Source organism: Prosthecobacter sp. GW821-HT29F12 (genome assembly GCF_058803405.1).
On sequence record NZ_CM179517.1, the window covers coordinates 624,012 to 646,904 of the forward strand.

At 60.2% G+C, this 22,893-nt stretch carries 22 protein-coding genes and 1 tRNA gene; 16 read left to right on the forward strand and 7 right to left on the reverse strand.

What is annotated here, in order from left to right; all coding sequences use genetic code 11:
- The first annotated feature begins 218 nt into the window (after positions 1-218).
- From AC3RLQ_RS02390 to AC3RLQ_RS02445, 12 genes are all read left to right on the forward strand, one after another.
- Positions 219-1,013, forward strand: a complete 795-nt coding sequence (locus AC3RLQ_RS02390) for a hypothetical protein (protein ID WP_493033991.1) — start codon at positions 219-221, stop codon at positions 1,011-1,013.
- A gap of 57 nt (positions 1,014-1,070) precedes the next feature.
- Complete coding sequence (locus AC3RLQ_RS02395; protein ID WP_493033992.1) at positions 1,071-1,469, forward strand: hypothetical protein; 399 nt, start codon at positions 1,071-1,073, stop codon at positions 1,467-1,469.
- Between the two features lie 65 nt (positions 1,470-1,534).
- Positions 1,535-2,305 (forward strand): hypothetical protein, encoded by a 771-nt coding sequence (locus AC3RLQ_RS02400; protein ID WP_493033993.1) that lies wholly within the window; start codon positions 1,535-1,537, stop codon positions 2,303-2,305.
- A gap of 247 nt (positions 2,306-2,552) precedes the next feature.
- On the forward strand, positions 2,553-2,813 hold the full coding sequence (locus AC3RLQ_RS02405; RefSeq protein ID WP_493033994.1) for a hypothetical protein: 261 nt from the start codon (positions 2,553-2,555) through the stop codon (positions 2,811-2,813).
- 40 nt (positions 2,814-2,853) lie between these two features.
- Positions 2,854-3,099 (forward strand): hypothetical protein, encoded by a 246-nt coding sequence (locus AC3RLQ_RS02410; RefSeq protein ID WP_493033995.1) that lies wholly within the window; start codon positions 2,854-2,856, stop codon positions 3,097-3,099.
- A 75-nt stretch (positions 3,100-3,174) separates the two neighbouring features.
- Positions 3,175-3,576: a hypothetical protein gene (locus AC3RLQ_RS02415; RefSeq protein ID WP_493033996.1), complete on the forward strand. Its 402-nt coding sequence runs from the start codon at positions 3,175-3,177 to the stop codon at positions 3,574-3,576.
- On the forward strand, positions 3,525-4,163 hold the full coding sequence (locus AC3RLQ_RS02420) for a hypothetical protein (RefSeq protein ID WP_493033998.1): 639 nt from the start codon (positions 3,525-3,527) through the stop codon (positions 4,161-4,163). Before AC3RLQ_RS02415 ends, AC3RLQ_RS02420 begins: the two co-directional genes overlap by 52 nt.
- Positions 4,164-4,192: 29 nt before the next feature.
- On the forward strand, positions 4,193-4,435 hold the full coding sequence (locus AC3RLQ_RS02425) for a hypothetical protein (protein WP_493034001.1): 243 nt from the start codon (positions 4,193-4,195) through the stop codon (positions 4,433-4,435).
- On the forward strand, positions 4,432-5,139 hold the full coding sequence (locus tag AC3RLQ_RS02430; RefSeq protein ID WP_493034003.1) for an SMI1/KNR4 family protein: 708 nt from the start codon (positions 4,432-4,434) through the stop codon (positions 5,137-5,139). Before AC3RLQ_RS02425 ends, AC3RLQ_RS02430 begins: the two co-directional genes overlap by 4 nt.
- A 124-nt stretch (positions 5,140-5,263) precedes the next feature.
- The gene (locus tag AC3RLQ_RS02435; protein WP_493034005.1) at positions 5,264-5,782 is read left to right on the forward strand and encodes an HAD family hydrolase; all 519 of its coding nucleotides are present in this window, start codon (positions 5,264-5,266) and stop codon (positions 5,780-5,782) included.
- A gap of 286 nt (positions 5,783-6,068) precedes the next feature.
- Positions 6,069-8,438 carry a hypothetical protein gene (locus tag AC3RLQ_RS02440; protein ID WP_493034007.1) on the forward strand — a complete coding sequence of 790 codons (2,370 nt, stop codon included), beginning with the start codon at positions 6,069-6,071 and terminating at the stop codon, positions 8,436-8,438.
- A gap of 135 nt (positions 8,439-8,573) precedes the next feature.
- Entirely contained in the window at positions 8,574-9,065 is a 492-nt protein-coding gene (locus tag AC3RLQ_RS02445) for a hypothetical protein (RefSeq protein ID WP_493034009.1), read from the forward strand.
- 730 nt (positions 9,066-9,795) lie between these two features.
- Here the strand turns inward: AC3RLQ_RS02445 and AC3RLQ_RS02450 are convergent.
- The 4 genes from AC3RLQ_RS02450 to AC3RLQ_RS02465 all read right to left on the reverse strand — a co-directional run bounded on the left by AC3RLQ_RS02450 (position 9,796) and on the right by AC3RLQ_RS02465 (position 14,907).
- Positions 9,796-10,440, reverse strand: coding sequence for a DUF1801 domain-containing protein (locus AC3RLQ_RS02450; protein WP_493034010.1), 645 nt, complete (start codon positions 10,438-10,440; stop codon positions 9,796-9,798).
- Between the two features lie 138 nt (positions 10,441-10,578).
- Entirely contained in the window at positions 10,579-11,427 is an 849-nt protein-coding gene (locus tag AC3RLQ_RS02455; RefSeq protein ID WP_493034012.1) for a GxxExxY protein, read from the reverse strand.
- 405 nt (positions 11,428-11,832) lie between these two features.
- Positions 11,833-12,312 carry a hypothetical protein gene (locus AC3RLQ_RS02460; protein WP_493034014.1) on the reverse strand — a complete coding sequence of 160 codons (480 nt, stop codon included), beginning with the start codon at positions 12,310-12,312 and terminating at the stop codon, positions 11,833-11,835.
- A gap of 219 nt (positions 12,313-12,531) precedes the next feature.
- A complete protein-coding gene (locus tag AC3RLQ_RS02465) occupies positions 12,532-14,907 on the reverse strand; it encodes an alpha/beta hydrolase family protein (protein ID WP_493034016.1) in 2,376 nt (791 codons plus the stop codon).
- Between the two features lie 142 nt (positions 14,908-15,049).
- Here AC3RLQ_RS02465 and AC3RLQ_RS02470 point away from each other — a divergent pair.
- Positions 15,050-15,134, forward strand: a tRNA-Leu gene (locus tag AC3RLQ_RS02470).
- A 339-nt stretch (positions 15,135-15,473) separates the two neighbouring features.
- On the opposite strand, the gene AC3RLQ_RS02475 is transcribed toward AC3RLQ_RS02470, so the two are convergent.
- Together AC3RLQ_RS02475 and AC3RLQ_RS02480 are read right to left on the reverse strand one after the other, a co-directional pair.
- Positions 15,474-16,250 (reverse strand): M14 family metallopeptidase, encoded by a 777-nt coding sequence (locus tag AC3RLQ_RS02475; RefSeq protein ID WP_493034018.1) that lies wholly within the window; start codon positions 16,248-16,250, stop codon positions 15,474-15,476.
- A gap of 218 nt (positions 16,251-16,468) precedes the next feature.
- A complete protein-coding gene (locus AC3RLQ_RS02480; RefSeq protein WP_493034020.1) occupies positions 16,469-16,669 on the reverse strand; it encodes a YezD family protein in 201 nt (66 codons plus the stop codon).
- 356 nt (positions 16,670-17,025) lie between these two features.
- Here AC3RLQ_RS02480 and AC3RLQ_RS02485 point away from each other — a divergent pair, with 356 nt between their 5' ends.
- The 3 genes from AC3RLQ_RS02485 (at position 17,026) to AC3RLQ_RS02495 (ending at position 20,722) form a co-directional block, all read left to right on the forward strand.
- Positions 17,026-18,309 (forward strand): amidase, encoded by a 1,284-nt coding sequence (locus AC3RLQ_RS02485; RefSeq protein ID WP_493034022.1) that lies wholly within the window; start codon positions 17,026-17,028, stop codon positions 18,307-18,309.
- Positions 18,310-18,313: 4 nt separating this feature from the next.
- On the forward strand, positions 18,314-19,084 hold the full coding sequence (locus AC3RLQ_RS02490) for a hypothetical protein (RefSeq protein WP_493034024.1): 771 nt from the start codon (positions 18,314-18,316) through the stop codon (positions 19,082-19,084).
- A gap of 258 nt (positions 19,085-19,342) precedes the next feature.
- Complete coding sequence (locus tag AC3RLQ_RS02495) at positions 19,343-20,722, forward strand: IS4 family transposase (RefSeq protein WP_493029839.1); 1,380 nt, start codon at positions 19,343-19,345, stop codon at positions 20,720-20,722.
- A 187-nt stretch (positions 20,723-20,909) separates the two neighbouring features.
- Here the strand turns inward: AC3RLQ_RS02495 and asnB are convergent, their stop codons facing one another.
- Positions 20,910-22,871, reverse strand: coding sequence for an asparagine synthase (glutamine-hydrolyzing) (gene asnB / locus AC3RLQ_RS02500; protein WP_493034026.1), 1,962 nt, complete (start codon positions 22,869-22,871; stop codon positions 20,910-20,912).
- Positions 22,872-22,893: the final 22 nt, after the last annotated feature.

Consider the following 22,893-nt stretch of genomic DNA (forward strand, 5'->3'; position numbering starts at 1 on the left):
AGCACGAAGCGCACCCACTTTCCGGGGGACAGTGAGGGGCGGTCCTGAACGAGCCAAAGCTAGCGACTGCTTTGGCAGGCCTTGATCGGCGGCTGTGCCCAATGCTTGACTTGCGGCGGCTTTTTCGATTTCATAGGTGGAGTCTTCTAAAAATCGGCCCCATGCGTTCTGAGCGTGGCTAAGCGCTGGTTGGACAGCCAAGCAGAATCCACCGCCCTATGAACTTTCGATTCATCCTTCTTGTCTTGATGCTCGGTGTGGAGGCTTCTCGAGCCCAGAGTTCAGTCAAAGTTCCGGCAGAACAGAGTCCCACCGATGAGACCGGCATCATGCTTTTTGAAGGTATTCCGATTGCCAAACTGCCGGGCGGAATTCCGAGCACGGAGGGGAAGGTGACGCTGTTTGCGGATTACGCACGGGCAGTGAAAGGGAAGGATGTGGATGTTTATCTGATCAACCGGAGCGACCGTGACATCGTTCTGGGTGCACAGGATGGGGATGTGTATCTGAAGCTGGAGGCGCGGAACAAGGATGGAACGTGGGTGCGGGTGCAGCCGCATGCCTTCAGCTGGTGCGGCAACAGCTATGACTTCAGGCCGGAGGTGAAGAAAGAGTGCTTCTACAAGATCGGGGGGCATCAGCCCAAGGAGGGGAAGCCTGCGACGATCCGCTTCCGGCTCTACATGCAGGAGGGGCTGGATCTGGCGACCGATGCGGGTGAGGGGGTGGTTTCGGAAAAAGAGGCAGAGAAGGCGGCGACGGATGTGCTCGCGGTGGAAACGGGATCGTTTGAGTTTGTGCGGGACATCGCCACCGGAGCGCGGAAGATCGTGAACACGACGGATCACATCAAGGACATGCAAGGGGTGGCCATCCGGACGCTGGGCACCGGGGATTTTCCGAAGGAGAAGGTGGAGCCGCTGCTGGATGAGATCGGGCGCCGGTTTCCTGGCAAGCTCGGCGATGTGACCTATGCCAGAAGCAGGCTGATTGAGAAGGATCTGAAAAAATGACGAAGCGCGTTTGAAGGGCTTGGGGTTGCGGCTTGAGGCAGAGCGGGGGATACTGGCGTGTCTCCCTCTCTCTGCATGATCGACGAGCACTGTTTGAATTTTTTTGACCAGACGACGCACCTGAGGGTGAGTCCGGACTGGGCGGATGTGAGGACCGTCCTCGCTGAGCGCGGAGTGGACGCGAGCCGCGTGGTTCTCTTTGGCTGCGACCATGCAGGCGGCGATGACATGATGCTCTGGCTGGCTCTACCAGAAGGCAGCATCGCGCACTGCATCCTGCGCAAGGAGGCTTCGAATGGCCGGTGTGCATCCATTGTGGAATGGGCGGAGGTGACGATTGATGAGGATGAAGAGCTTTTGATGGCCAGTCGTGCCGCATCTGATCCTGGTGCGGCCCGTGCCCTGGCCGCCGCCATTGCAAACTACTGCCGCTTTCGTGAGGCGGTGTCCAGATAAAGGCCCGTCCAACTGCGCTTTCATGTTGAAGATTTGCAGCCTTCATCCTAGGAGGGGTGCGCTTTATGGAATCTGCCAACGCCAACGCCAGCGACAATCAGTCAACCGTCACTCCACAGTCTGAGCCGAACACGAAGGCCCCTGCCACGGCGACGGAGGCGGAAACCAAGGCTTCGGTGGAGCTGTTTGAACTCTGCGCCGCCATCCTCCTCGGGCTGGGGGCCACGCTGGGGAGCATCGCGGGGTATCAGGGCGGGCTGTGGGGTGGGAAGTCGATCGAGAGCTTTGGGCAGTCCAGCCGCATTACGACGAAGTCTGCGGATGCGGGGACGTTTGCGGATTCCAAGATCGCGTCTGACAGCCTGGTGAAGCTGCAGGTGATCCAGCTGGTGTCGCGGGCGCAGCACACGCCGAAGGGCGAGGAGCGTGATTTTCTGCTGCATCAGATCCGTGAGTACAGCGATGAGGCGTACGATGCCATCGGCCTGCCGCTGGAGCCGCGCAAAAAGTATGATGCGGACGGCATCCTGGCGGAACTGCCGGAGGACGTGATCTTTGAGGCCAGCAAGCAGAACTTCAGCAAGGATTACTACCAGTGGATGTATGAGGAGAAGGTGAAGCACACGGCGAAGGCCGAGGAGCTTTTTTCTCAGGGGCAGCACGAGGGCACCGTGGGGGACCAGTTTGCGCTGGATGGCGTGTACTACACGACGTCCCTGTTCTTCGCGGGTCTTGGGCTGGTGTTTAAAAGCCGCGTGCGCTGGGGTTTCTTTAGTCTGGGGACTTTGATTTTCCTCGGGGCGTTGACTTACATGTGCAGGTTGGAATGGGCATGAGTGACTGACTTGCTGAAGAGGCGAGGGGGCATGGATGTGAGGTCAAAGCTGAGGCATGCGCCGAAACTTGACCTGCGGCGGCTTTTTCGCTTCGATGGGTGAAATCATCAACAATTCAGCCGTTGCATGTGCGGATTCCTTGGGGACCAGCCCGTTACGGAGCAGCACCTGCAACGCTGAGATTGGCAAGGCAACGTTTGCTCAGGAGAGATCACCCAAAAAGCCGTGAATCAGCCAGCACTTTCCCATGAAGCCCCCTACTCAAACTGACCTCGCGTATCGGTTGTCCCTGTTCATCGGGCCTGCCTCAGCGCCTTTCGTTTTCATGGCGGCGGGGTTGCAGGATTTTGCGAGCCTGCAGTTTTCGCATCTGCTGATCATCGTCTGCTACGTCATTGGGGCGCTGGCGCTGAGCCAGTTGCTGCTGCGGTCTTGCTTTCGGTTTTTCGGGGCCATGGCTGCGTGTTCCAAGGAGGGAGGTGTGTCTGCTGCGGGCAAGCTGGAGTGAGCTGCCATTCTTCATCCAAAAACCATGACCAGTGCCCGCCATGACTCAAAATGATGAACGTGAACTGCGCCGCCTCTGCGACATGCTGAAGGTGGTGCATGATGGCCTGGATGAGGGATCGCCACTGCGTGAGGCGGTGACAAAAGCAGGGCTGGGGCTTTCGCTGGCTTTCATGAACGGACAGCGTTGGAAAATGGAGGAGCTGGCTGCCGGTCTTGGCAGGCCTTTGGATGAGGGGCAGCGGCAGGAGCTGCGCAGGCTGGGGATTGATCCGGATGGGGTGTGAAATCCTCAAGATTGACCGGTGGCTGTTTTTTTGATCTGATGGAGGCGCTATTAAAAAAGCCATGGATGCCATTTCATGATTCCAAAAATTTACGCTGACTTCAACGGCTGCTGCCAAGGTGAAACCAGCGACTGGGTGGCACTGGATGCTTACGGCACCTTGGTCGATTTACATTACCACCAGATTCGGCTGGAGGTGGGGATGCAGCTGGTGGCATGCGATAACAGCGATGAGAACGAAGACATGGAAGCGATGGGTGCCTGCCGCTATCATGGCGATGTCGAGCGACCTCATTGGTGCCTTCACTTTGAGCCGGGGGCGCTGCGGTATATTCCCATCACGCTGGATTGGCTCGGGCGTCCGTTCTTATGCTTTAGATGTCGCGAGCCGCTTCCTCAATCCGTCAGGCTTCCGGAAAATCAGGTGTGCCCATCATGTGGTCTTTCGATTCATTATCCATGGGAGCCACCTGCATGATCCATATTCTCGTGCTTCTTTGTGGATTCAGCTTTTGTTGCGGCGTGGCCAAGGCACAGCCTGCAACGCCGTTTCCCGACCGTGTGCGGGCCTTGCTGGACTCTGAATGGACGGAACTTTCAATCACCTCGGCGTTGTGCACGGATACTGTCCAGGTTTATGCGACGGCGGTCAGGCTGAAACGTGAGACTCCGAAGTCGCCGGTTTATTATTCGTTGCCGCTGGGGCAGGCAGGGCCGGAGAAGGCGGCGGTGAGTGAGAAGGAATTGCAGATGCTCTATACGGACGTGCTGGCAGCGGCCAAGGCTGCTTTTGCTCATCAGTATCCAGTGGAGATCCTCAATTCGCTGCCCCCTGAAAAGGCCAAGGAGATGATTCGGAGCGGAGCTGTGAAGGTGGGGCCCAATGATGTGGAAATGCTGAGCATCCGGGGGAGGACCGCTGCTGGCGAGGTGCTGCTCATCGAATACGGGCCTTTTGCACCGCTGGATACGACGATGCAAACGCTGTTTCACACCAAGCAATTGGAGGTGAAGCCGTCTGAGCATAAATCCATTCTCGGGCTTGACCCGTATGCGGAGGAGTGAAAGGGAGTTTGGAACTTTCCACCCACGACATGAGTGATTCCGAGCCTTTGCTGATTTATCCGATCCCGAGTCTGATTTCGATCCTGGTGAACCGGGAGGAGGAGAAGGGCAGTGCGCTGACGGAGGCGGAGGTGATCGAAATCCGCAATGGCTGCAAGGCGGTGGCGATGCCGCGGGATGTTGCGGCGAAGATTGATGCGGAGCGCGGCTACAAGGACATCGATCCGGTGCGCTGCTGGGAGGAGTGGCAGGAGGTGAGGAAGACTTTTTGATCGCAACAGCCGTGGCGTTCGGCCACATTCCATTCATGACCGAGAGGGATATCCTGGAGATTGAGTCGAAGCTTGGTATCCAGGTTCCGCCAGACTATCGGCACCTGGTTTTACGCACGGGTGTGGAAATGGCGGGCATGTTTAGCGACGTGAATCAGATTCTTGCCGTTAACGAACGCAATCGGCAGATGAGCTGGCTTGGCCACCCGCTTGACCGCGTGTTCTATATTTTCGCCGAGGACGAGAACGGGCGTGAGATTCTGATGGACTTGGATACTCCAGGTCCTGCGATCTTGCTTGCGGATCACGAGCATAAGTGTGGCAAAGTTTTGGCATGGACATTTCTTGAGTGGGTTTCGAGACGTGATCCTGCCATTGACCAAAAGAAACAGCCGCGCTGTGGCCGTGAGGCCATGCGAGTCTTCAAGAGGTGGTTCGCCGTTGTCACTCTGGCTGTTTGTCTGGTCTCGGTTTTCCTGGCCTGGCAGGACCGAAGCTGGGGCGCGCTTTACATTGCCCTTGTCGCCTGTCCCGTGGCCAACTTGGTTCTGATGGTCCTAGGCTCTGCCGCTGCATTCATCGTGAGACGGCGGAATCCCGAAGCGAAGCTCGGGTCCATGCTTTCCACGGTGTTGAGTTTGCCGCCGCTGGGAGCGCTGGTGACGGCAGTCGCCACGTTCATGATGCCACTGCATGGTTGTTGAACTTGCTTCCCCAGTTCCAGAGCGGCAGACTTCGAGCGTCTGCCTGAGCAGCGGGTATTTGAATGTTGGACTCGTCGGAACTCAGATCGAAGCATCTCGCATGACCCCAGAGAATGGAATCACATTGAAGGCCGCACTGGAGCGGTGGTCGGCGGCAGAGTTGCCGCTGGCATCGCTGAGTTTTCTTCCCGAGCTGGGGATCAGCCTGCTTGAGGCTGGTTACGATGTTCCTGAGGTGCTGAAGCTGGCGATTTGTGAAAGGGATGAGCATCCAGAGGATCTTCGCAAGGCGGCGGCCAGAGCTTTTGCGGCCCTAGGGGTGGCCACTGAAACGGAGAGGCTGCATGAGATCGTGGTGGGCAGGCAGGTAGCGGAGCAGTTGTTGTCTGGGCAGTTGGCTCCGGAGGATGGCGTGTGCCAGATGGCGCGTCTTTGGGTGCTGACCTGCCACTCGGAGCGTTTCAAAGAGTGGATGTATCTTGAAGGGGCCATTCGCTTGTTTCGAGATGGGTACGAGGGACTGGAGCCCTTCGTGGCTTTGACGGAGGAGAATATCCCGAGCACGATCCGCGGGCTGGCGCGGCAGTTCATTGAGAGTCATCCATTGCCCATGGAACACATTGTTGGTCTGGTGGGTGAATGAACCTTCAGGTGTTTGGTTTGCGCTGGTCTGGGGGATTAGGGAGCGCTGATCGACAGGCTGGAGGGCCTGTCGTACTTATTGAGGTCCGGTTTTTCGGCCCGTCCGGAGGCGTGGCTGATGCGTTCTATCGGTGTGTCCGGTTATTCTCGTTTTCGAGAATAACGTCAAAGGCAAAAAACTTACTTTCTGCGGAGTATGAATTGGCATAAATATCATTGTATCTGACCTGAATCAGAACCCTGAAACCGCATTCATTGTGGAAAGTCCAGAATCGCCATTACCAAATTTGCAACCGTCCGCGTCTGGACTGCCTCCTGCTTTGCCGCAGGGGGAGAGCGTGAATCCGTTTGCGGATGATGTCTGCGCGGGTCCGTTTGGCGTGGCGGAGAATCGCTCGGTGCCGGGCTTGAACGGGGACATTTTAGGGCAATTGACGACGACGATTGATGAGCGCCAGAGCAGCGCGGGTCGTACCGGCGGGCAGCCTTTGCTGCTGCTGACGGCTCCGCGTGCGGGCTATGGCAAGACGCATCTGCTGGGTCGCCTTGCGGCTGCGGCAAACGGGCAGGTGGTGCTGGTGCCACTGGCGTTTCGGCTGGAGGATACGATCGGTATTTCGGCGGTGGCGGTGCGCGGGCTGGAGTCGATGGCACGGGCGGAGGCTACGCGTGAGGGCTGGACAAAGCTGCGTGAGGCCTGTGCGGGTGTGTGCGCGACTTTGGTGCGGCGTTTGATCGAGAACGGCACGCTGCCGTGTGCGAATCCGGAGCAGGCGCTGCGTGTGCTGGGCGGTGATCCGATTGAAGTATTTGACGAGAAAGGCAGTGCGCGATTGATCGGCGACTGGGTGCGGCGCTTTGAAGGGCAGCTGCGCAGGCCGATGACGGAGCAGGCGATGAAGCGTGTGCCGGCGATCCCGACGGCGCTGGAGTCGTGGGTGAATGCGATGCTGAACCACGCGCTGGACGGCGGCATGTCCCACATGGCGGTGCTGCGCATGCTGGCGGCGGATGAGTCCAATGAGGGCCCGGTGACGTGGCTGCGACTGCTGGGGCTGTGGAGGCCCGTGGTGCTGCTGGTGGATCACCTGGATGCGTATTATCGAAATCCGGAGGCGGGGCTGCGCATTGCCTCGCTGCTGCTGGACATGTCTGAGATGGATGGCGTGCACGTGGTGCTGAGCCTGAACCAGGATGTGTGGCAGGCGACTTTTGGGCACCATCTCCCGAGCGCGATGGAAGACCGGCTGACGGCTTCGCAGATGCTGCTGCGCGGCATTGGTGAAAGTGAGGCGGCGACGCTGCTGCGCCTGCGCCTGCAGCATGCGGGCATTCCGATAGATGCAGGACGTGAGTTCACGAACTTTTTGGATGTGAAGCGCTACTTCCTGGGGCGGCCGCTGGGCTCGGTCTCGGCGCGTACGTTTCTGCGGCATGCGGCCAAGCAGTGGGACTTTTTCCAGCAGACGCTTTCGGCTCCGGTGATGCAGGGCGGAGTCTCTCTGCATACCCTGACTGCGGATGAGGGCGTGCTGCCGCTGATGACGGAGGAGGTGGCGGAAAGCACGGAGGAAAACCAGACATCTGCGGGTGAGTATCCGATTTTTGATTCGAGCACGACGGCGCAGATGAAGCTGATGGCGGAGGGACTTGCGGAACCCACGCCGGCGCTGCCGCAGCAGAATGAAGCACCGCTGCTGCCGCCGCCTGCGGGCCTGAATGGGAAGCATCTGCCGCCGCCAAGCGCGGTGGTGAATGCGGACGCGAGCGAGGCGGATGAGGCGCCTTCGCAGTTCTCGCCGAGTTCGGCGGGTGCCTTTGAAAATCTGCGCGAGATGCTGGGCAAGCTGAGGCAGCCGAGTGCTCCGCCTGCGTCTGAGAGCAATGGCACGCATTCCGTGGCCGAACGTCTGGCGGATGTGCTGGGTACTGCGGCTGCAACGCCTGAACCAGCCGTGGCTGCTGCTGCTGCGGAACTGCCTGCGCCGTCTGCTACGGCGGGTACGCCCCCGGCCTTTGTTCCGCCATCGCGCCCTGCGGTGACGGGGCTGCCCCCTGCGCAGAATGCGGAGCGTGATGCGCTGCTGGGACGCTACGAGGCGCTGCGCCTGCAAATGGCTGCGGAGGCGGTGTCTCTGCCGCTGGATTTTACGAAGCTGGCGGATCTGATCCGGCTGGCGGGCAGGCGTTTCCCTCTGGTGCGCTTCAGCGAGCATGAGCTGCCGGGCATGACGGGCCGCTATGCGATGTGCTGGTCTCTGCAAGGATTGGAAGTGGTGTTTGGACTGGCGAATTTCGCGGACGGCTCCTACTGGCGCACGCTGGCGGGTTTTGCCGCTGGAAGGCTGGCGGAGCTGAATCAGGATGCGCATTCCACGGGCACGTCGGTGCCGCGCCTGAAGATCACCACGTTTAAGACGGACCGCGAGCAGCAGAGCTGGGCGATCCTGCAGCAAAGTGCCGCCTTCCCAGAGGTGTTGAAGACGAATGTGGACTCGATTCACCTGGACACTCAGAACGTCGCGGCGCTGTATGCGATGCAGCGGATCATCAAGGAAGCGGAAAGCGGTGCTCTGGAAGCCACGCCTGCGCAGGTGATGAGCGTGCTGGCGCGGGAGCTGGACTTCTTCTGGAAGCGGGTGACGCGTGCTGCTTAAAGAGGAAAGGATGAGCTTAGCGCAGCGCGCACAGCCGAAGTCTAACAGACGAACGAAGTGAACCCGAAGGGCGGGCGAAGCGAATCAATGACGAAATCCGAATGACAAAGCGGCCGGAGGAGGTAGGCGTTTTTGATGAGTGATGAACGAGGAGAAGAGCCTGTGCTGCCGCTTTTCACGGCGCGGTCCTGGGCGGTGGCGGGCCGGTTTGCGGTGCCTGGGGCGGAGCGTGGCGTGATGCCGGAGATCACCGAGGGGCTGGCGCTTTTTGAGGCGGCGCCTGCGGCGGAGGCGGATGGTTATTCGGCGTGGAAGTCGGAGATGGCTGCGGAAAAGGCGGCTGAAGAAGCACGTCGCCGGAACAAGGAACTGCCAGTACATACCAGCGAGGAGGGCTTTGCCCGCTGGAAGGAGGAGGCGGAGCATGAGAAGCGCGCCTTTGAGAAACGCTGGGGCGTGCCGCTGGGCAAGCTGGTGCGCGTGCAGCTGCGCGGGGAGGCCCGTGAGCGTGAAGGTCTGCTGCGCGTGGTGGAGGAGCCTGCGGGAAGCTCCGCCAAGGCGCTGAGACTGACGCTGGGCGGGCATGCGTTTGCGGCTGCGCAGATCGAGAGTCTGGTGCGGGTGTGACCGCGCTTCAGAGCTGCAAAAGTGCTCCCACATGCCTAAGGGGCGAAGAGGGAGTGGTCTTCGCCATGGATGCATTGGGGTCAGGGTCACGAGGGCCAAAATGGGGTCATTTGGCCCTCATGACCCTTCGCGGGCTCAGGCTCACAGGCTCACTACCTATATATAGGTAGTGAGCCTGTGAGCCTGAACCCTACCTCTCCGATGGGGAATTGATACTCACCGCTGGTGCCCCCGCTGCCGCCCCTGGTATCACTTCCCGTTGGGCGTTGGGGGAGCGAGCTTTGGGCGAAGCTCTGGCGGAGAGGGACCATCCTGGTCCCTCAGCGCTCTGCTGGGTGTGGCGTTCTTAAAAGCGTGGGCCGCTGGGTGGGTGGGAGCGCGGAACGGTGGGTGAACGCGGTGCGTGGAGGAATAGGGACGATCCCCCTCCACCGGAGCGCGTAGCGTGTGTGGGGCGACGGGGAAATAGTGTCACCATTCGATGGATTGGGGCCAAGGGCCATGAGGGCCAAAATGGGGTCATTTGGCCCTCATGGCCCTCATGGCCCTTTGGAGGTTTGGTGCCAAGGTGCCAATACCTATATATAGGTATTGGCACCTTGGCACCAAACCTTACCTCTCCAATGGGGTTTGACACTCACCTGACTTCACCCCGCCGGGCATGAAGGCTGACCGCCGGAGCGCTGACGGGGCGTATAGACCCGGCTGCGATCTGCCGGGGAAAGGGTGTCTAGGAGAAGTGCTTGTGCGAGCCATCGCAGGCGGGCATCTTTTGGGAGTGGCCGCAGATGCAGTCGTGAATGCCTTTACCGGCGAGGATGCGGGGCGTGCAGGCTTCGATGCGGGAGGTGCGGGTGGCGGACTGCTTGGCGGCGTTGAAGTGCAGCAGGTAGGCGCGCTGGCGCCCGGGGGTGAGGGCTGCGAATGCTTCGTCCAGCGCGGGGTTTCTGTTGAGCTTGGTTTGCAGCTCTTCCGGGATGGGCTCGGGGGTGGTTTTGAAGGTGGGTTTAACGCCGGCTTTTTCGTTTTCGATGGCGGCGTGGAGGAATGATTTCAGGTCGGGCTCCAGCGCTTTGATTTCAGCGACGGTGGTGAAGGGGATGAAGCGGCCGGCCTGCGTGTGCTCGCCGGGTTTTTGGAGGAGGCTGTGGGGATCGCTGAGCAGGGAGCCGTTGCAGAACATGAGCCTGCAGTGGTCTTTGAAGCCGCCGATGAGGACGACGTTGTGGCCGTCGTGGGTGTAGCAGGGCTGGTCCCACTTGAGTTCTTCGTTGAGGCCGGTGTCGAGGATGATGCGGCGCAGGGCTTTCATCTCCGGCTGCCACTTTTTGGCGCTGGCGATGTGTTCATCGATGGCGGGGTTCTTGCGGTTCATGGGGGATGAATCGGAGTGGTGCGGTGTGGTGTGAATGGGAAACTGATTTTACACCGCAGAGGCTGGAACGCCGCAGAGATTGTTTCTGAAAAAACTCTGTGGAGTTCTTATCTGCGGTGTGAAGCCTGATGGTTGCAGTTATTTTCCCCGGGTGCGAATTCTGCGAATTTCGGTGCCGAGGGATTCGGCATGGAAGTTGATGCAGAGACCTGTGCCTACTCCGGCGGCTTTTAGCAGAGAACGATCTCTGGCGATCTGGAGTGCACTGAGTTCTTTGACGCAATGGCAGGCCACCATCAGGCTGTTTGCAACGATCATGGGGAGTTCTTTGCTGCTGGGAATAAGATGGTCACGATAGATCAGATTTGCGGGCAGCTTTATCTGCGTCTCAATGCCTCTCAATTGCAGCTCCCGCGCCAGACAGGCTTCATAGGCGCTGCGCAGCAGACCCTGTCCAAGTACGTGCTGCACCTCCAAAGCCGCCGCCAGAACTTCACGGGAAAGCTCATCAAACTCCATTGAGGGAGCCGCTTCATGATAGAGACGTGAGGCTGGCTGCATGGAACACGCCCGCCGGACAATGCCATTCCGCAGAATCAGGGTGTTGAAGTTCATGAGCAGCCCAAGAGGAATCGAGGAAAGGCGCAGATAGGTCAGCATCTGCGCCTCATGCATGGGGTGAAGCTTGTCCACAGCTTTGAGTTCCAAGAGAAGACGTTTTGAAATGACTACGTCCATGCGGTAGCCGCAATCAAGCGGCTCCCCTTTGTAGCAAAGAGGCAACGGTGCCTGATGCTCATGTTCGATGCCAAGAGCTTCCAATTCCAGATGCAGCGCTTGTTCATAGTCCGCCTCATTCAGCCCTGGTCCGAGAGCTCGATGCACGGTGATCGCGGCTCCAATGGCAATCTGGGTAAGGTCACCGCCGAGGTCGGGATGTATCGAGGCAGACATTATGAAAGATTTATTGAGTGCTTGAACGCTCAACTTAATTTTTACACTGCAGAGGCTGGAACGCCGCAGAGATTTGTTCTGAAAAACTCTGCGGCGTTCCCAACTCTGCGGTGTTGAATCTGATTTTTGACGGGATTGCGAATGGGATGCGGAATTGAATTTTTACACCGCAGAGGCTGGAACGCCGCAGAGATTTGTTCTGAAAAACTCTGCGGCGTTCCCAACTCTGCGGTGTTGAATCTGATTTTTGACGGGATTGCGAATGGGATGCGGAATTGAATTTTTACACCGCAGAGGCTGGAACGCCGCAGAGATTGTTTCCTGAGTTTTCTATGCGTTCTCCGAAATTCTATGGATCGCTATGCGGATGGCGGCAGCCGAGGATGAGGAAGGCTGCTGCGAGCAGGAGGGAAAAACTGCTGAGCTGCCTGCTGACGTTTATTGACGATAAGTCGAAAAATAAAGAGCTGCAGAGCCAGGCGAAAGGGCCACCATTCCGCCTGAACGGCCGGTGAGTTTTTTGGGCTCGTAATATTCGCAGTCTTTGAAGGCGGCTGCAGCGGGCCACCAAGCGGGGGCTGGTAGGATGCTGTGATACTGGGGGGAGGTGATGGCGGGGATGGCTGGGGCCAGGAGCTTCTGCCACTTGGGGAGGTCTGTGGCGGGGAAGGTGATGACGCCGGAGAGGTAGAAGTCGGAGGGGCCGGGGACCATGCCGCCGCTGTTGTCGGCGATGTCTTCGGCCATGTGGGCATCGAGGAGCGGGCCGGGAAGAGCGCAGTACTTGGAGAGGATTGCGGTGGCGCGTGTGACGCGTTCGGATTGCGTGCCGGTGATCTCGGCGCGGGTTTGTTTCTGAGGTGTCGGGCCGCAGGCGCTGAGGGTGCAGGCGAGGAGAATGGACAGGAGGGCTTTCACGATGGGGAACGGAATTTCCAGTTCCTGAGATCATTCATGAATGGGCCGGTTTTGTCAGTCTTTTTGAATGCGAGCAGAGTGCGGTATTTTGGAAGCGAGGGGGGATGGGTGGGCGCTGGCCGACAGACAAGAGAGCCGAGGCTTTGCGAACCGGAGCGCAGCGGAGATAGACGAAGTCAAACAGGCGAAGCCAATCTGTCGTACTCCAGAGGCTGCGGCTCACTTCCGCCGTGTGGGGCTGTCCCTTTTGATGCGGTCTCTCTTGATGGTGTCTCTTTTAATGGTGTCCTTCTTGGGCATGTCCCGGCGCGGGGGTGGGCTGGCGAAGGGGAGGTTGGGGAGGGTGGCGATCACCACTGGAATGGGGGCGGGCGGGAGGGCGGCAGATTTTTTGGGAGCATCGCCGGACTTTTCGGGAGCAGCGGCTGGCTGTTTCTTGGGCTCCTCTTTCTTCTTCGGCTCTTCCTTCACCTCTTCGGGCTGCACGGGGACGCGGACTTGGAACTGGGTTTCTTTGCCGAGGTTCTTGGTCACTGTGGTGGGATAGTCCCAGGCGGGTTTGTCGGCGGAGTAGATGACGACTTTGCTGCGCATGGCGGCCATGGCAGTGGCCTGGGGGATGTCGAGGTATTTGAGGACGTTGAGCATGGCGGGGCCGACGGACTCGGGATCGCCCGCGACGGTGCCGTTGTGGGTGAGGGGCATGTCGTGGAGGTCGAGGCGCTTGATGTTGTCTTCGAAGAGGGAGGCGTAGAGGGCATCGACGGCCATGTCGCGATGGGCCTGGATCCAGAGCGGGGTTTCGCCGAAGCCGGGGATGGCGCGGATGGTTTGCAGGGTGCGGCGGACGTCCCACACGCGCATGCCATCGAGGGTCTGGCCGAGGAGGTAGAAGCGGCGGAGACGCTGGGTCTGGGCCTTGGGGCTGCCGGTCCAGGCGGTGGGGCCGACGCCGCGCGGGCAGATGTAGGCCATGCCCCATTTGAAATTGGTGAACATTTTCTTTTCCTGCTCAAAGGCGGCGTCGTCTTTTGGGGCGCCGGGGAAGACTTCGATGAGCTTGCCAAAGCGGCTGTGGTAGGTGGCGCAGAATTCATCCCAGCCGGCTTCATCAAGCACGTTGAGCGCGACGAGTTGGAGGTCTTCGGCGCGGAGGCCGTCGCGATGGACGATGTAGAGGCGCAGGCGGAAGGGGGACTGGCTTTCGAAATCGTAGGCGGTCATGCGGATGCCATCGACCTCGGCGCTGCTTTCCTTCTGCGGATTGACGGAGGCGATGTCCTTGGGCCAGCCATTGAAGACTTTGTCTTTGAGGTCGTTCATCCAGGTGTCGCTTTGCTTTGTCCAGTCGGCGGCATTGGTGGCGGGTGCGGGGGCTTTGGCCATGGGGACGAAGGTTTCGTCGGCCTTGGTGTTGATCTCGTCTTTGGGGATCTCCTTGAAGACGCGCAGGGAGGCGGGCTCGATGGTTTTCTTGGCACCTTCATCGATCACGGCCATGGAGTCGGCGCCTTTGAGGAAGCGCTCGAACCAGTGAAACGCGCCGATGTTCAGCGGCTGCAGGTCTTTGTGCGGACCTTCGGCGACCTGGAGGCCGATGTTTCCCTCCTTGCCGAGGAGGGAGTAGATCTTGCGCACGTTTTGGTAGATGCGGAAGACGCCGTCGATGGGGAAGATGGAGTCTTTGTCGGTGTTGACGATGAGGAGCGGGCGCGGTGCGGCGAGTGCGACCATGCGCTCGAAATTCCAGCGGTAGGTGTTCACGAAGAACATGCAGTCGCAGTGGCCTTCGACGCAGCCGTCGATGACTTGATTCTGCATGTCGGTGACGCCTGCTGTTGGCGCGCTGGCTTTGATGCGCTCATCCAGCGCGGTGATCCACCAGGAGTAGGCACCGCCACCGCTGCGGCCGGTGACGCCGAAGCGGGTCTTGTCCACTTCCTTGCGGGTTTCGAGGTAGTCAAGCGCGCGGATGCAGCTCCAGGCTTCCAGCCCGGCGGGCGTGTAGCCGCGTGAGAACCACCACCAGCGGCCTTTGCTGTAGGTGCCATGGTGTTCGCCACGGATCTCGCCGAGCTGCACGGTGTCGATGATCATGCACGCATAGCCGTGGCGGGCGTACCAGACACCGTGGTGCTCGTAGCCGGCCTTGTTGCCGAGGCTGACGCCGTCTTTGACCACAACGGCATGGCCGCAGACGTAGAGGATGGTGGGCAGGGGTTTGTCCACCTTCTCAGGGAGGTAGAGATTGGCCGTGACGTAGAGTCCGGGCATGGACTGGAAGTGCATTTTTTCCACGATGTAGCCGTCGCCTTTGAGCTCTCCGGTCTTGGTGGCATTCAGCGGGGTCTTCTCCGGCAGGGGATCAAGGCCGAGCATCTCAAAGAGCTGGCGGCGGTACACGGGGGCCTTGGCCTCCCAGTCTGCAGCGGTGGTGATCTGCGCGAGGCCGTTGTCTGCGGTGATCTCGCGCGTCTGCTCGGCGAAATAGCGGTCGATGAGCCTGTTTCCCGGGGTGTCCGGGGTCTTTTCAGGGTAGGGCGAGGCCGCGAGGAGAAGGGACGGCAGCAGGCAGAGGAGCAGGGAAGTGCGCATGAGAAGGGATGACAGCCAAAACGCGCCACGAAGGCAAGAGTGATCGACTTTTCCATCGGCTCATAAAAGTGCACGAAAATGCAAAACAGTGGTTGCATAAAAACTGAAGCGTCTATATTCGCGGCCCCTGTTTTTCACACCTGCTCGGGTGGCGGAATTGGTATACGCGCAAGACTAAGGATCTTGTGCCGAAAGGCTTAAGGGTTCGAGTCCCTTCCCGAGCACCACTCTTTGAAGTACAAAGAGTTACCGAAACATCGGGGTGAGGCTTTTATCTGGCCTCGATTTTTTTGCGGCTGTCATTATGCAGTGCCGATTTCGCCTTGTTTCATCTGCTGAAACTTGTGAGCTGATGCATCGGCCTCTTGTTCACCTGCGGCATGGTTTGGAGAAACGCAGCGCCGCCGGAAAAGGGGTGAAAATTGGCGGCTTCGAAGCCTGCGGTCACGAGCCGCAGCGATGGCATTGGAATCTCCGCCAGTTGAACAGTGTTGTGTTGCTACAAAAAGGCAGGCCGGTGCGTTGTCCGCACCGGCCTGCGCATCCAATGTTCCCAAGAATGGGGGTTAGAGATTCGGGGCGTAGGACTGCAGCTGGCGGTAGCGTGCGAGGATGGTTTTGACGGCGACGACGGTGGCGGAGACCTGCAGGGGCATGGGCGCCAGAGACGGGGTTTCAAAGACAATCTCCAGGGCTGAGGAGGACTGGCCGGGAGGTGCGGTGAGCATGCCGAGGTAGCCTTCGCGAATGATGCCCTTGTCAGCGAGGAAGCCATCGATGACCTGCGAGTCATTGCGCGGAAGGATCTTGGAAGCGGCGCGCAGTGCGGGCTTCAGCAGATGCTCGCTGAGGAAGGAGCCGCCGACGAAGCCGTAAACGCCATCGCTGTCTGCATCTGAATGCAGGGAGATGATGCCGTCGTATTTTTCACGGCGCAGCTCGCCTTCGAGGTACTGGATTTCAGGCTCGTCGGATTCATTCCAGAACTGGCGGTTCAGATCAATGCCGCTGCCGGAATGCCGGGTGCGGGAGCGGCGGCCGGTGGGATTGCACACGGGATAGATGTGGAGCTCGTAGTCGTGGAGTTCCACGGGCTGCTCGGAGGCCCAGCGGATGATGTCAAAGGCGGCAAGCGTGCCTGCTTCTTCATCGCCATGGATGCCGGCGAAGATGGCGAACTTGAAGCCATAGCCGGGATTGACCGGCTTGGAGATGATCTTGGGGATGAAGGTGCTGCGCTCGATTTCGGGCGTGGGCTCACGCAGGACGAAATGACGGCGGCGGATGAGAGGGCGGGGGATGCTGTCCCCGGTGTAGATAAGAGGTGAAGGCAAGGCTGACATGGCGTTTTAGGATCCAACTGGGTTGCGGGCTGCCCTCGGTGAGGGCGGTGGAGAGGTGGCGTTCACCGGTGCAACACCCCATGGTGACGATCTTGAGGGCGACCGCTGCGTGCACGCCTGCGCTGAGACGGTTGAGCCTGAGGAGCGGGGTGCGGCCCATGGTTTCAACGATGTTGGAGTGGCATGACATGGCTTGAATTCGTGAGGTGGGAATGAGGTCAGCTGGCAGCCTGGAACAACCTTCTGGTTTGAGTGACCAAGGGCTCAACTGCAAGGCGGGTCTTTTCCGTGCTCTCGACCTGTGTGACGCGGCCTTCATGGACGATGATCTGAAGAGAGCCGAATCGCAGCGCAGAGACCTTGTGTTTGACGATGTCGACCCAGGACTCGACTTCGGCTTCTGGGGTTTGCTGAGACATGGCGTGAGGAAGGGTGGTTTGTGTGTGGGGGATGACTGCGTGAGGAGTCTGTTGTCAGGATGAATGTGTGGAATGTATTATGCTCAAATATACACCACGCAAGTAGGAATAAAGGGTTTTTGCGGGCATGGGTGGCGCTGGGTTTTTGTGGCAGGGGCGGCGGTTTGGCTTTGGAAGCGGTGTGCGCAGTGTGCGAAACAAAGCTTTGAGAAGCTGCGGATGCAGTCGCGTGCCGCCGTACCTGCCGCGCATTCCTTCCATCAAAGTTGCGAGCAGAGAGATGAGTTTGTCATCCGCGCTATGGAGTGTTCACCCCATTGTGGGGGCGGTGGTGCGGGGGCATGCTAAGCGTCTATATGATAAAAAAGCGTGTGTGGGGTCTTGTTCTTGGCGGGGTGGTGATGATGGTGCTTGATGGCTGTGTCTCGCCGCAGGAGCGGCGGCTGAAGCAGGCGCGTGCGCATGCGTTCATCAGCTACTGGCCGGCATCTGCGCAGGGCGAGGGGCTGCGGCTGGCGGTGAAGGACAACATCGACATGAAGGGGCGGGTGACTTCGGCGGGGTCTGAGTTTGTGGCGAAGAACAGTGCCCCGGCGGTGCGTGATGCGCCGTGTCTGGCGCTGGCGCGGGAACGCAATGTGCAGATCGTGGGCAAAACGAATCTGACGGAGTTTGCGGTGACGGTGTCCGGGGAGAACCGATTTTTTGGAACGCCAAAGAGCCGGCTGGATGGCAAAGATGATGTGATCCCGGGTGGTTCTTCGAGCGGCTCGGCGGTGGCCGTGGCCACGCACATGGCGGACGTGGCGTTTGGCACGGACACGGGTGGATCCATCCGGGTGCCGGCGGCCTGCAACGGCGTGTATGGGCTGAAGACGACCTTTGGGCTGGTGTCCACGAAGGGAGTGTTTCCGATCTCGCCGAAGCATCTGGACACGGTGGGGCCGCTGGCGCGAAACATTGGCGATCTGGCGCAGGGCATGGATCTGCTGCAGCGTGGGTTTGCGGGAAAGTACCGGGAGGCGGTGGCTGACAAACCACGGGCGCGACAGATCACGATCGGCCGGCTGTATTTGAACGGGACGGATTCGGCGATCGACAAGGCGATCGACGCGGAGCTCACGGCGAGGCATTTCAAGATCGTGAGACTGAGCAAGGACTTCGAGAAAAAATGGCGTGCTGCGGAGAAGGACGGCAAGGTGGTGGCGCTGGGGGATGCGTGGTACAACGACCAGAAGTACGCGAACCAAAAAGGCGTGAGCCTGCTGACGAAGCTGGTGCTGGCGAAGGGCGAGCTGGATTACAAATTTGGCTATGCCGGGGCGGTGAAGCGCAAGGCGGCCTGGCAGCGTGAGCTGCGGTCGGTTTTCAAGCGGGTGGATTTCATCGCGGTGCCGACGCTGCAGGGACTGCCGCCGAAGATGCCGTACTGGGGCTCTGATGTGGTGTTTGAACTGCGGGTGTTTGAGATGCAGAACACCGTGGCGGTGAACTATGCGGGCAATCCCGCGCTGGCCATTCCGATTTCGATGCCGCCCCAGGGCAAGACGACTCCCGTGACCAGCCTGCAACTGGTGGGTCCGCGCCTGAGCGAGGCCGCACTCCTGAATGCGGGCCGACTGATTGAACACCAAAACTAACACCATGTACCTATCCTCCCTCTGCCGAACCACTCTCTATGCCGCAGCACTGCTGCTCACCTGTACGACCAGCCGTGCGCAAAGCGCGACTGAGCTGATGCAGAGCGGTGATGTGTATGATGTCCAATTTAAGGCCAATGATGCGCTGCGGTACTATCTGCCGGCGGAGAAGCTGGAGCCTGGGAATGTGGCCCTGCTGGTGCGCATCGCGCGGCAGTACCGGCATCTGATGTCTGACGCGGGCACGGGGGCGGAGAAGCTCAGGATCGGTGCGGTGGCGCTGGACTATGGCAAGCGTGCGGCCAAGCTGGGGCCGAATGATTCGGACGCGCAGATCTCACCGGCGATCACTTACGGGCGCATGCTGCCGTATCAGGGGAACAAGGAGCAGGTGGCGGCGACGCCGCTGATCAAAGCGGGCGCGGACCGTGCCATCGCCCTGAATCCGCGCAATGATGTGGCCTGGCATGTGCTGGGGAGGTGGCATCAGGTGCTGGCCAATGTGGGCACGCTGAAACATATGCTGGGCGGACTGATCTACGGCAAGCTGCCGACGACGACGAATGAGGCTGCGGTGAAGTGCTTTGAGCGCGCGATTGCGATCAATCCGCGGCGCCCACGGCATTTCATCGAGCTGGGGCGTACGTTTGCGCACATGGGGAAGAATGAAGAGGCGCGGAAGTACATCGAGAAGGGGCTGACGATGCCTGACATGGAGAAGGATGATGCGGAGGTGAAGGCGCTGGGCCGGGCGGAGCTGGCGAAGATTCCGTGAGGTAGGGATTGTATTTTATATTATTTTGTAGCCTGTGGAGTTTAGGGGTCGAAGCCGGGGATGGAGGCCATGGGGTGCGGACACGGCTTCCTGCGGCGTGATGGCGTAGCAGACGCTGCTGGTGCCCAGCGTCGCGTGAAGAAGTGCTGGGTTTGCTTCCCGGACTGGATGCCAGAACCCAGGGGAGCGCTCGCTAAAGCTCAATGCCGTTAAGCTATAATTACTGTACATTGTTGTTTCATGGTTAACTGACATGGGATGCCCCCGCCATGCCATGCTATTGTTGCCCACGACCAGCCCGTTGATCTCGTCAGCCGCATTCTCAGGCTGCTGCAATGGAGCAGGGATGAACTTGAGACTGCCGACCTGGAACGCCACCAGGGGCCCCGCCGCAAGATTTTCACCTGGCAGATCATCGTTGGCCTCATCGCGCACACGCTGCCTTTTGCCGGTCGCTTCTCCCAATGTCTGCGCCATTTTTTCGGCATGACTCTCAGTGACTCCGCCCTCAGCCAGCGCCGCCAGCAGCTTGGCGGGGACATCTTCCTGCTCATCATGCGCGAGACCTTGCGGCCGCTGGCTGATGCGCAGCTGCATGAGAGCTGCTTTTTTGCGGGGCTGCGGCTCCTCGGCATCGACGGCACACGCTGGAACGTGACCAACACTGCACAGCAGCTTGAACGCATCACCAAGATGCAGACGCGCAGCGGCAGCGCCGCCTTCGCCCACATCCGCATGTCCGCGCTCGTGGAGCTGGGCACCCATGCGCCGCTGCACGCCACGCTGGGGCTTGATGGGGAGAGCGAGCAGGCACTGAGCCTGCCGCTGCTGCAGGCTCTGCCGCAGCACTGCCTGCTGATCCTTGACCGCCTCTACGGGTATGCATCGGTGCTCGACACGCTGCAGCAGCAATGCGACACGGCCAGGGCGCAACACTATCTGGTGCGGGTCAAAGACAAGCTCGCCGCCGCGGTGCGCATGCCGCTGGACGACGGCTCTGCCATGGTGGAGGTGCGCCTGTGTGACAAGGTCAAGTGGCGCCGGGTGCTCAAAACGCTGGTGGTGCGCGAAGTGCGCGGACGCGTGTGGAGCCGCATGCAAAACAAGTGGGTGGAGGTGCGGCTGTGGACCAGCCTGAGCGTGGAGCAGGCCGGGGCGCAGAAGGTTCTCGAACTTTATGCACGGCGCTGGGAGCAGGAGGTGTTCTACCGTGAGCTCAAGCTGCAGGTGGCGCGCAACGGACTGCTGCAAAGCCATACGCCGGAGACGGCACAGCAGGAGATCGCTGCGTTGCTCATGGCCTGCACACTGGTTGCAGAAGAACGCCTGGCGGCGGCCGCACAAGCCGGGGGCGAGGTGCAGGCCGCCGGAGTGATGCGCATCAGCCTGAGCATCTGTCTTGAGCACACCCAGGCGTTGTGGCTGGTGCTCAGCTCGGCGCAGGGGTTGATGGACCAGTCCTCGCAAGCCGAGCTAGTGCGGCGGGTGCGGGCTCAAATCGCCGCATATGCGCTGCCTCCAAGACGTGCCAGAAGTTGTCAGCGCAAGGTGCGCCAGTCCGTGAAGGACTGGCCGCGCATGACCTCACCTACTTCCATCACCGCTGCCCCTCTATATCAAGTCGTCAACATTGCTTAACGGCATTGCGCTAAAGCTCGGCACCCCTGGGCTGAAATACGGAAGGCCGTTGGCCTTCAAGACAAGGAGACAGCCTGCTAGGGAGGTTCCCATCACTGAGAGCCATTCATGCCGCAGGTGTTTGCGGAGTGCTGAGGAATCAATTCCGCGTTCCGAAGGCTGCGGCTGTAGGGGGGCTGAGATCGTCCTACACTTTACTTGGTGCGGAGGTGGGGAGATCGGCGAGGGTGCCGTCGATGAAGGTGTGGTGCCAGAGCTGGGTGGCGACGACGGCGGCGAGGCCCATTTCGACGGAGAGGCGCGGGAGGGAGCCGGCACGGAGCTCGCGGAAGGCTTTCCGCCAGTGGCGGACCTGGGCGATGTCGAAGTAGCCGGTGCGGCGCAGGGATTCTTCGCTGAGAAGCTCGCTGACGAATTTGGGCTCGGGGTCGATGTGGAAGCTGTCGAGCGGGGCGCGGAAGATGACTTTTTGCCGGCGGGCGATTTCTTTCGGGAGCCAGCGTTCGGCGACGAGGCGCAGGAGGTGTTTGTCGCGGAAGCCCTTGAGCTTCCACTGCGGGGCGAGCTTGGAGGTGAAGTCGAAGACGTCTTCGTCGAGGAAGGGGTAACGGACTTCGACGGAGGAGTGCATGGCCACGCGGTCTCCTTTGGCCTGAAGCAGATGACCGGCGAGGGTGACACGTGCGCCGACCCAGAGGCTGCGATTGAGCGGGGTCCAGTGCTTGGCGCGCTCGAGATTCATGCCGAGGCTTTCCCAGGGGCGGGCGGTGGCGAGGACTTCGCGCATGGGCTCGCCGTAGAAGCGGAGTTTGGAGAGCGCGAGCACGCCATAGCTGTCGATCCAGGCATTGGGCCCGCCGACGGCGTCCTCCCACATCTTGCGGCTGGTGGCGGGATAGTGAGGGACTTTGTTCAGGCGGAGGAAGGCGCGGCGTGCGAGATCGCTGAGGCGCAGGCCGGGGATGACATCGAGCGCGCCGAAGATCTTGGCGATCTTGTACCAGGGATAGCCTGCGAGCCATTCGTCCGCGCCTTCGCCGGTGAGGACGACTTTTTGACCATTGGTGTGGACGCGCCGTGCGAGCATGAGCAGCGCGGCGCAGGAGGTGTCGATGACGGGAGCTTCGGCGGCGTGGATGAGCTGGGGGTACATGTCCAGCGCATCGCTGGCGCGGAAGTCCTGAACGATGGGGGGCTTGGTGCCGATGTGTTTGGCGGTACGCTGGGCGGCGCTGAGTTCATCGAGCTTCGGATCATCGACACGAATGGTGTAGGTGTTGATGGATTCGCCTTTGAGCTTGCAGGCCATGGCGACGATCATGCTGGAATCGAGGCCGCCGGAGAGGTAGGCGCCGACGGGGACATCGGCGCGGAGGCGTTTGTCCACAGCTTGAAGGAGAAGGCTCTCCAACTCATCGACGAGCTTGGTGGGATCCGTCGTGGGGTCTTCATCGCCCTGATTGGGGAAGTCCATCTCCCAGTAGGTGTGCTCCTTGATGGGCTCTGCCTCACCGGGAGTGATCTGCAGGTAGTGGCCTGCGGGGAGGAGGTGGATGCCGGCGAAGCATGTCGTCGGGCCGGGCATGGCACCGAAGGTGAAGATGTGATCAATGCCCTTCAAATCCGCCTGCGGGGTGAACATACCAGAAGCCAGCAGGCCTTTGATCTCGGAGGCAAAGAGCAGCCAGTCGCCCTGGCGTGTCCAATACAATGGGGCAATGCCGAAGCGATCGCGCCCGAGGGTGAGCTGGTGGCGCGTGACATCGTACAAGGCCACGGCGAACTGGCCGCGCATGCGCTCGAACATGCCCTCATGGCTTTCCTCCCAGAGATGCGGGATGATCTCGGTGTCGCAGTGGGTGTGCAGGACATGGCCGCGCGAAACGAGCTCGGCGCGCTTTTCAGGGAAATCGAAGAACTCGCCGTTGTAAACGGTGTAGGCGCTCTGGTCTTCATTGCACATGGGCTGCTGGCCATCGGCGAGGCCGACAATGCTGAGACGGCGGGAAGCGAGTGAGACGCCGGGGCGCTTGAAAAAGCCTTCTTCATCGGGGCCTCGGTGAGTCAGGGCGCGAGCCATGCGTTCAACCACACCTTCAGACACCGTACGCCTTCCGGCCAGATCCATGATACCAGCAATGCCACACATATGTGGAAAGTTATCGCTGCGA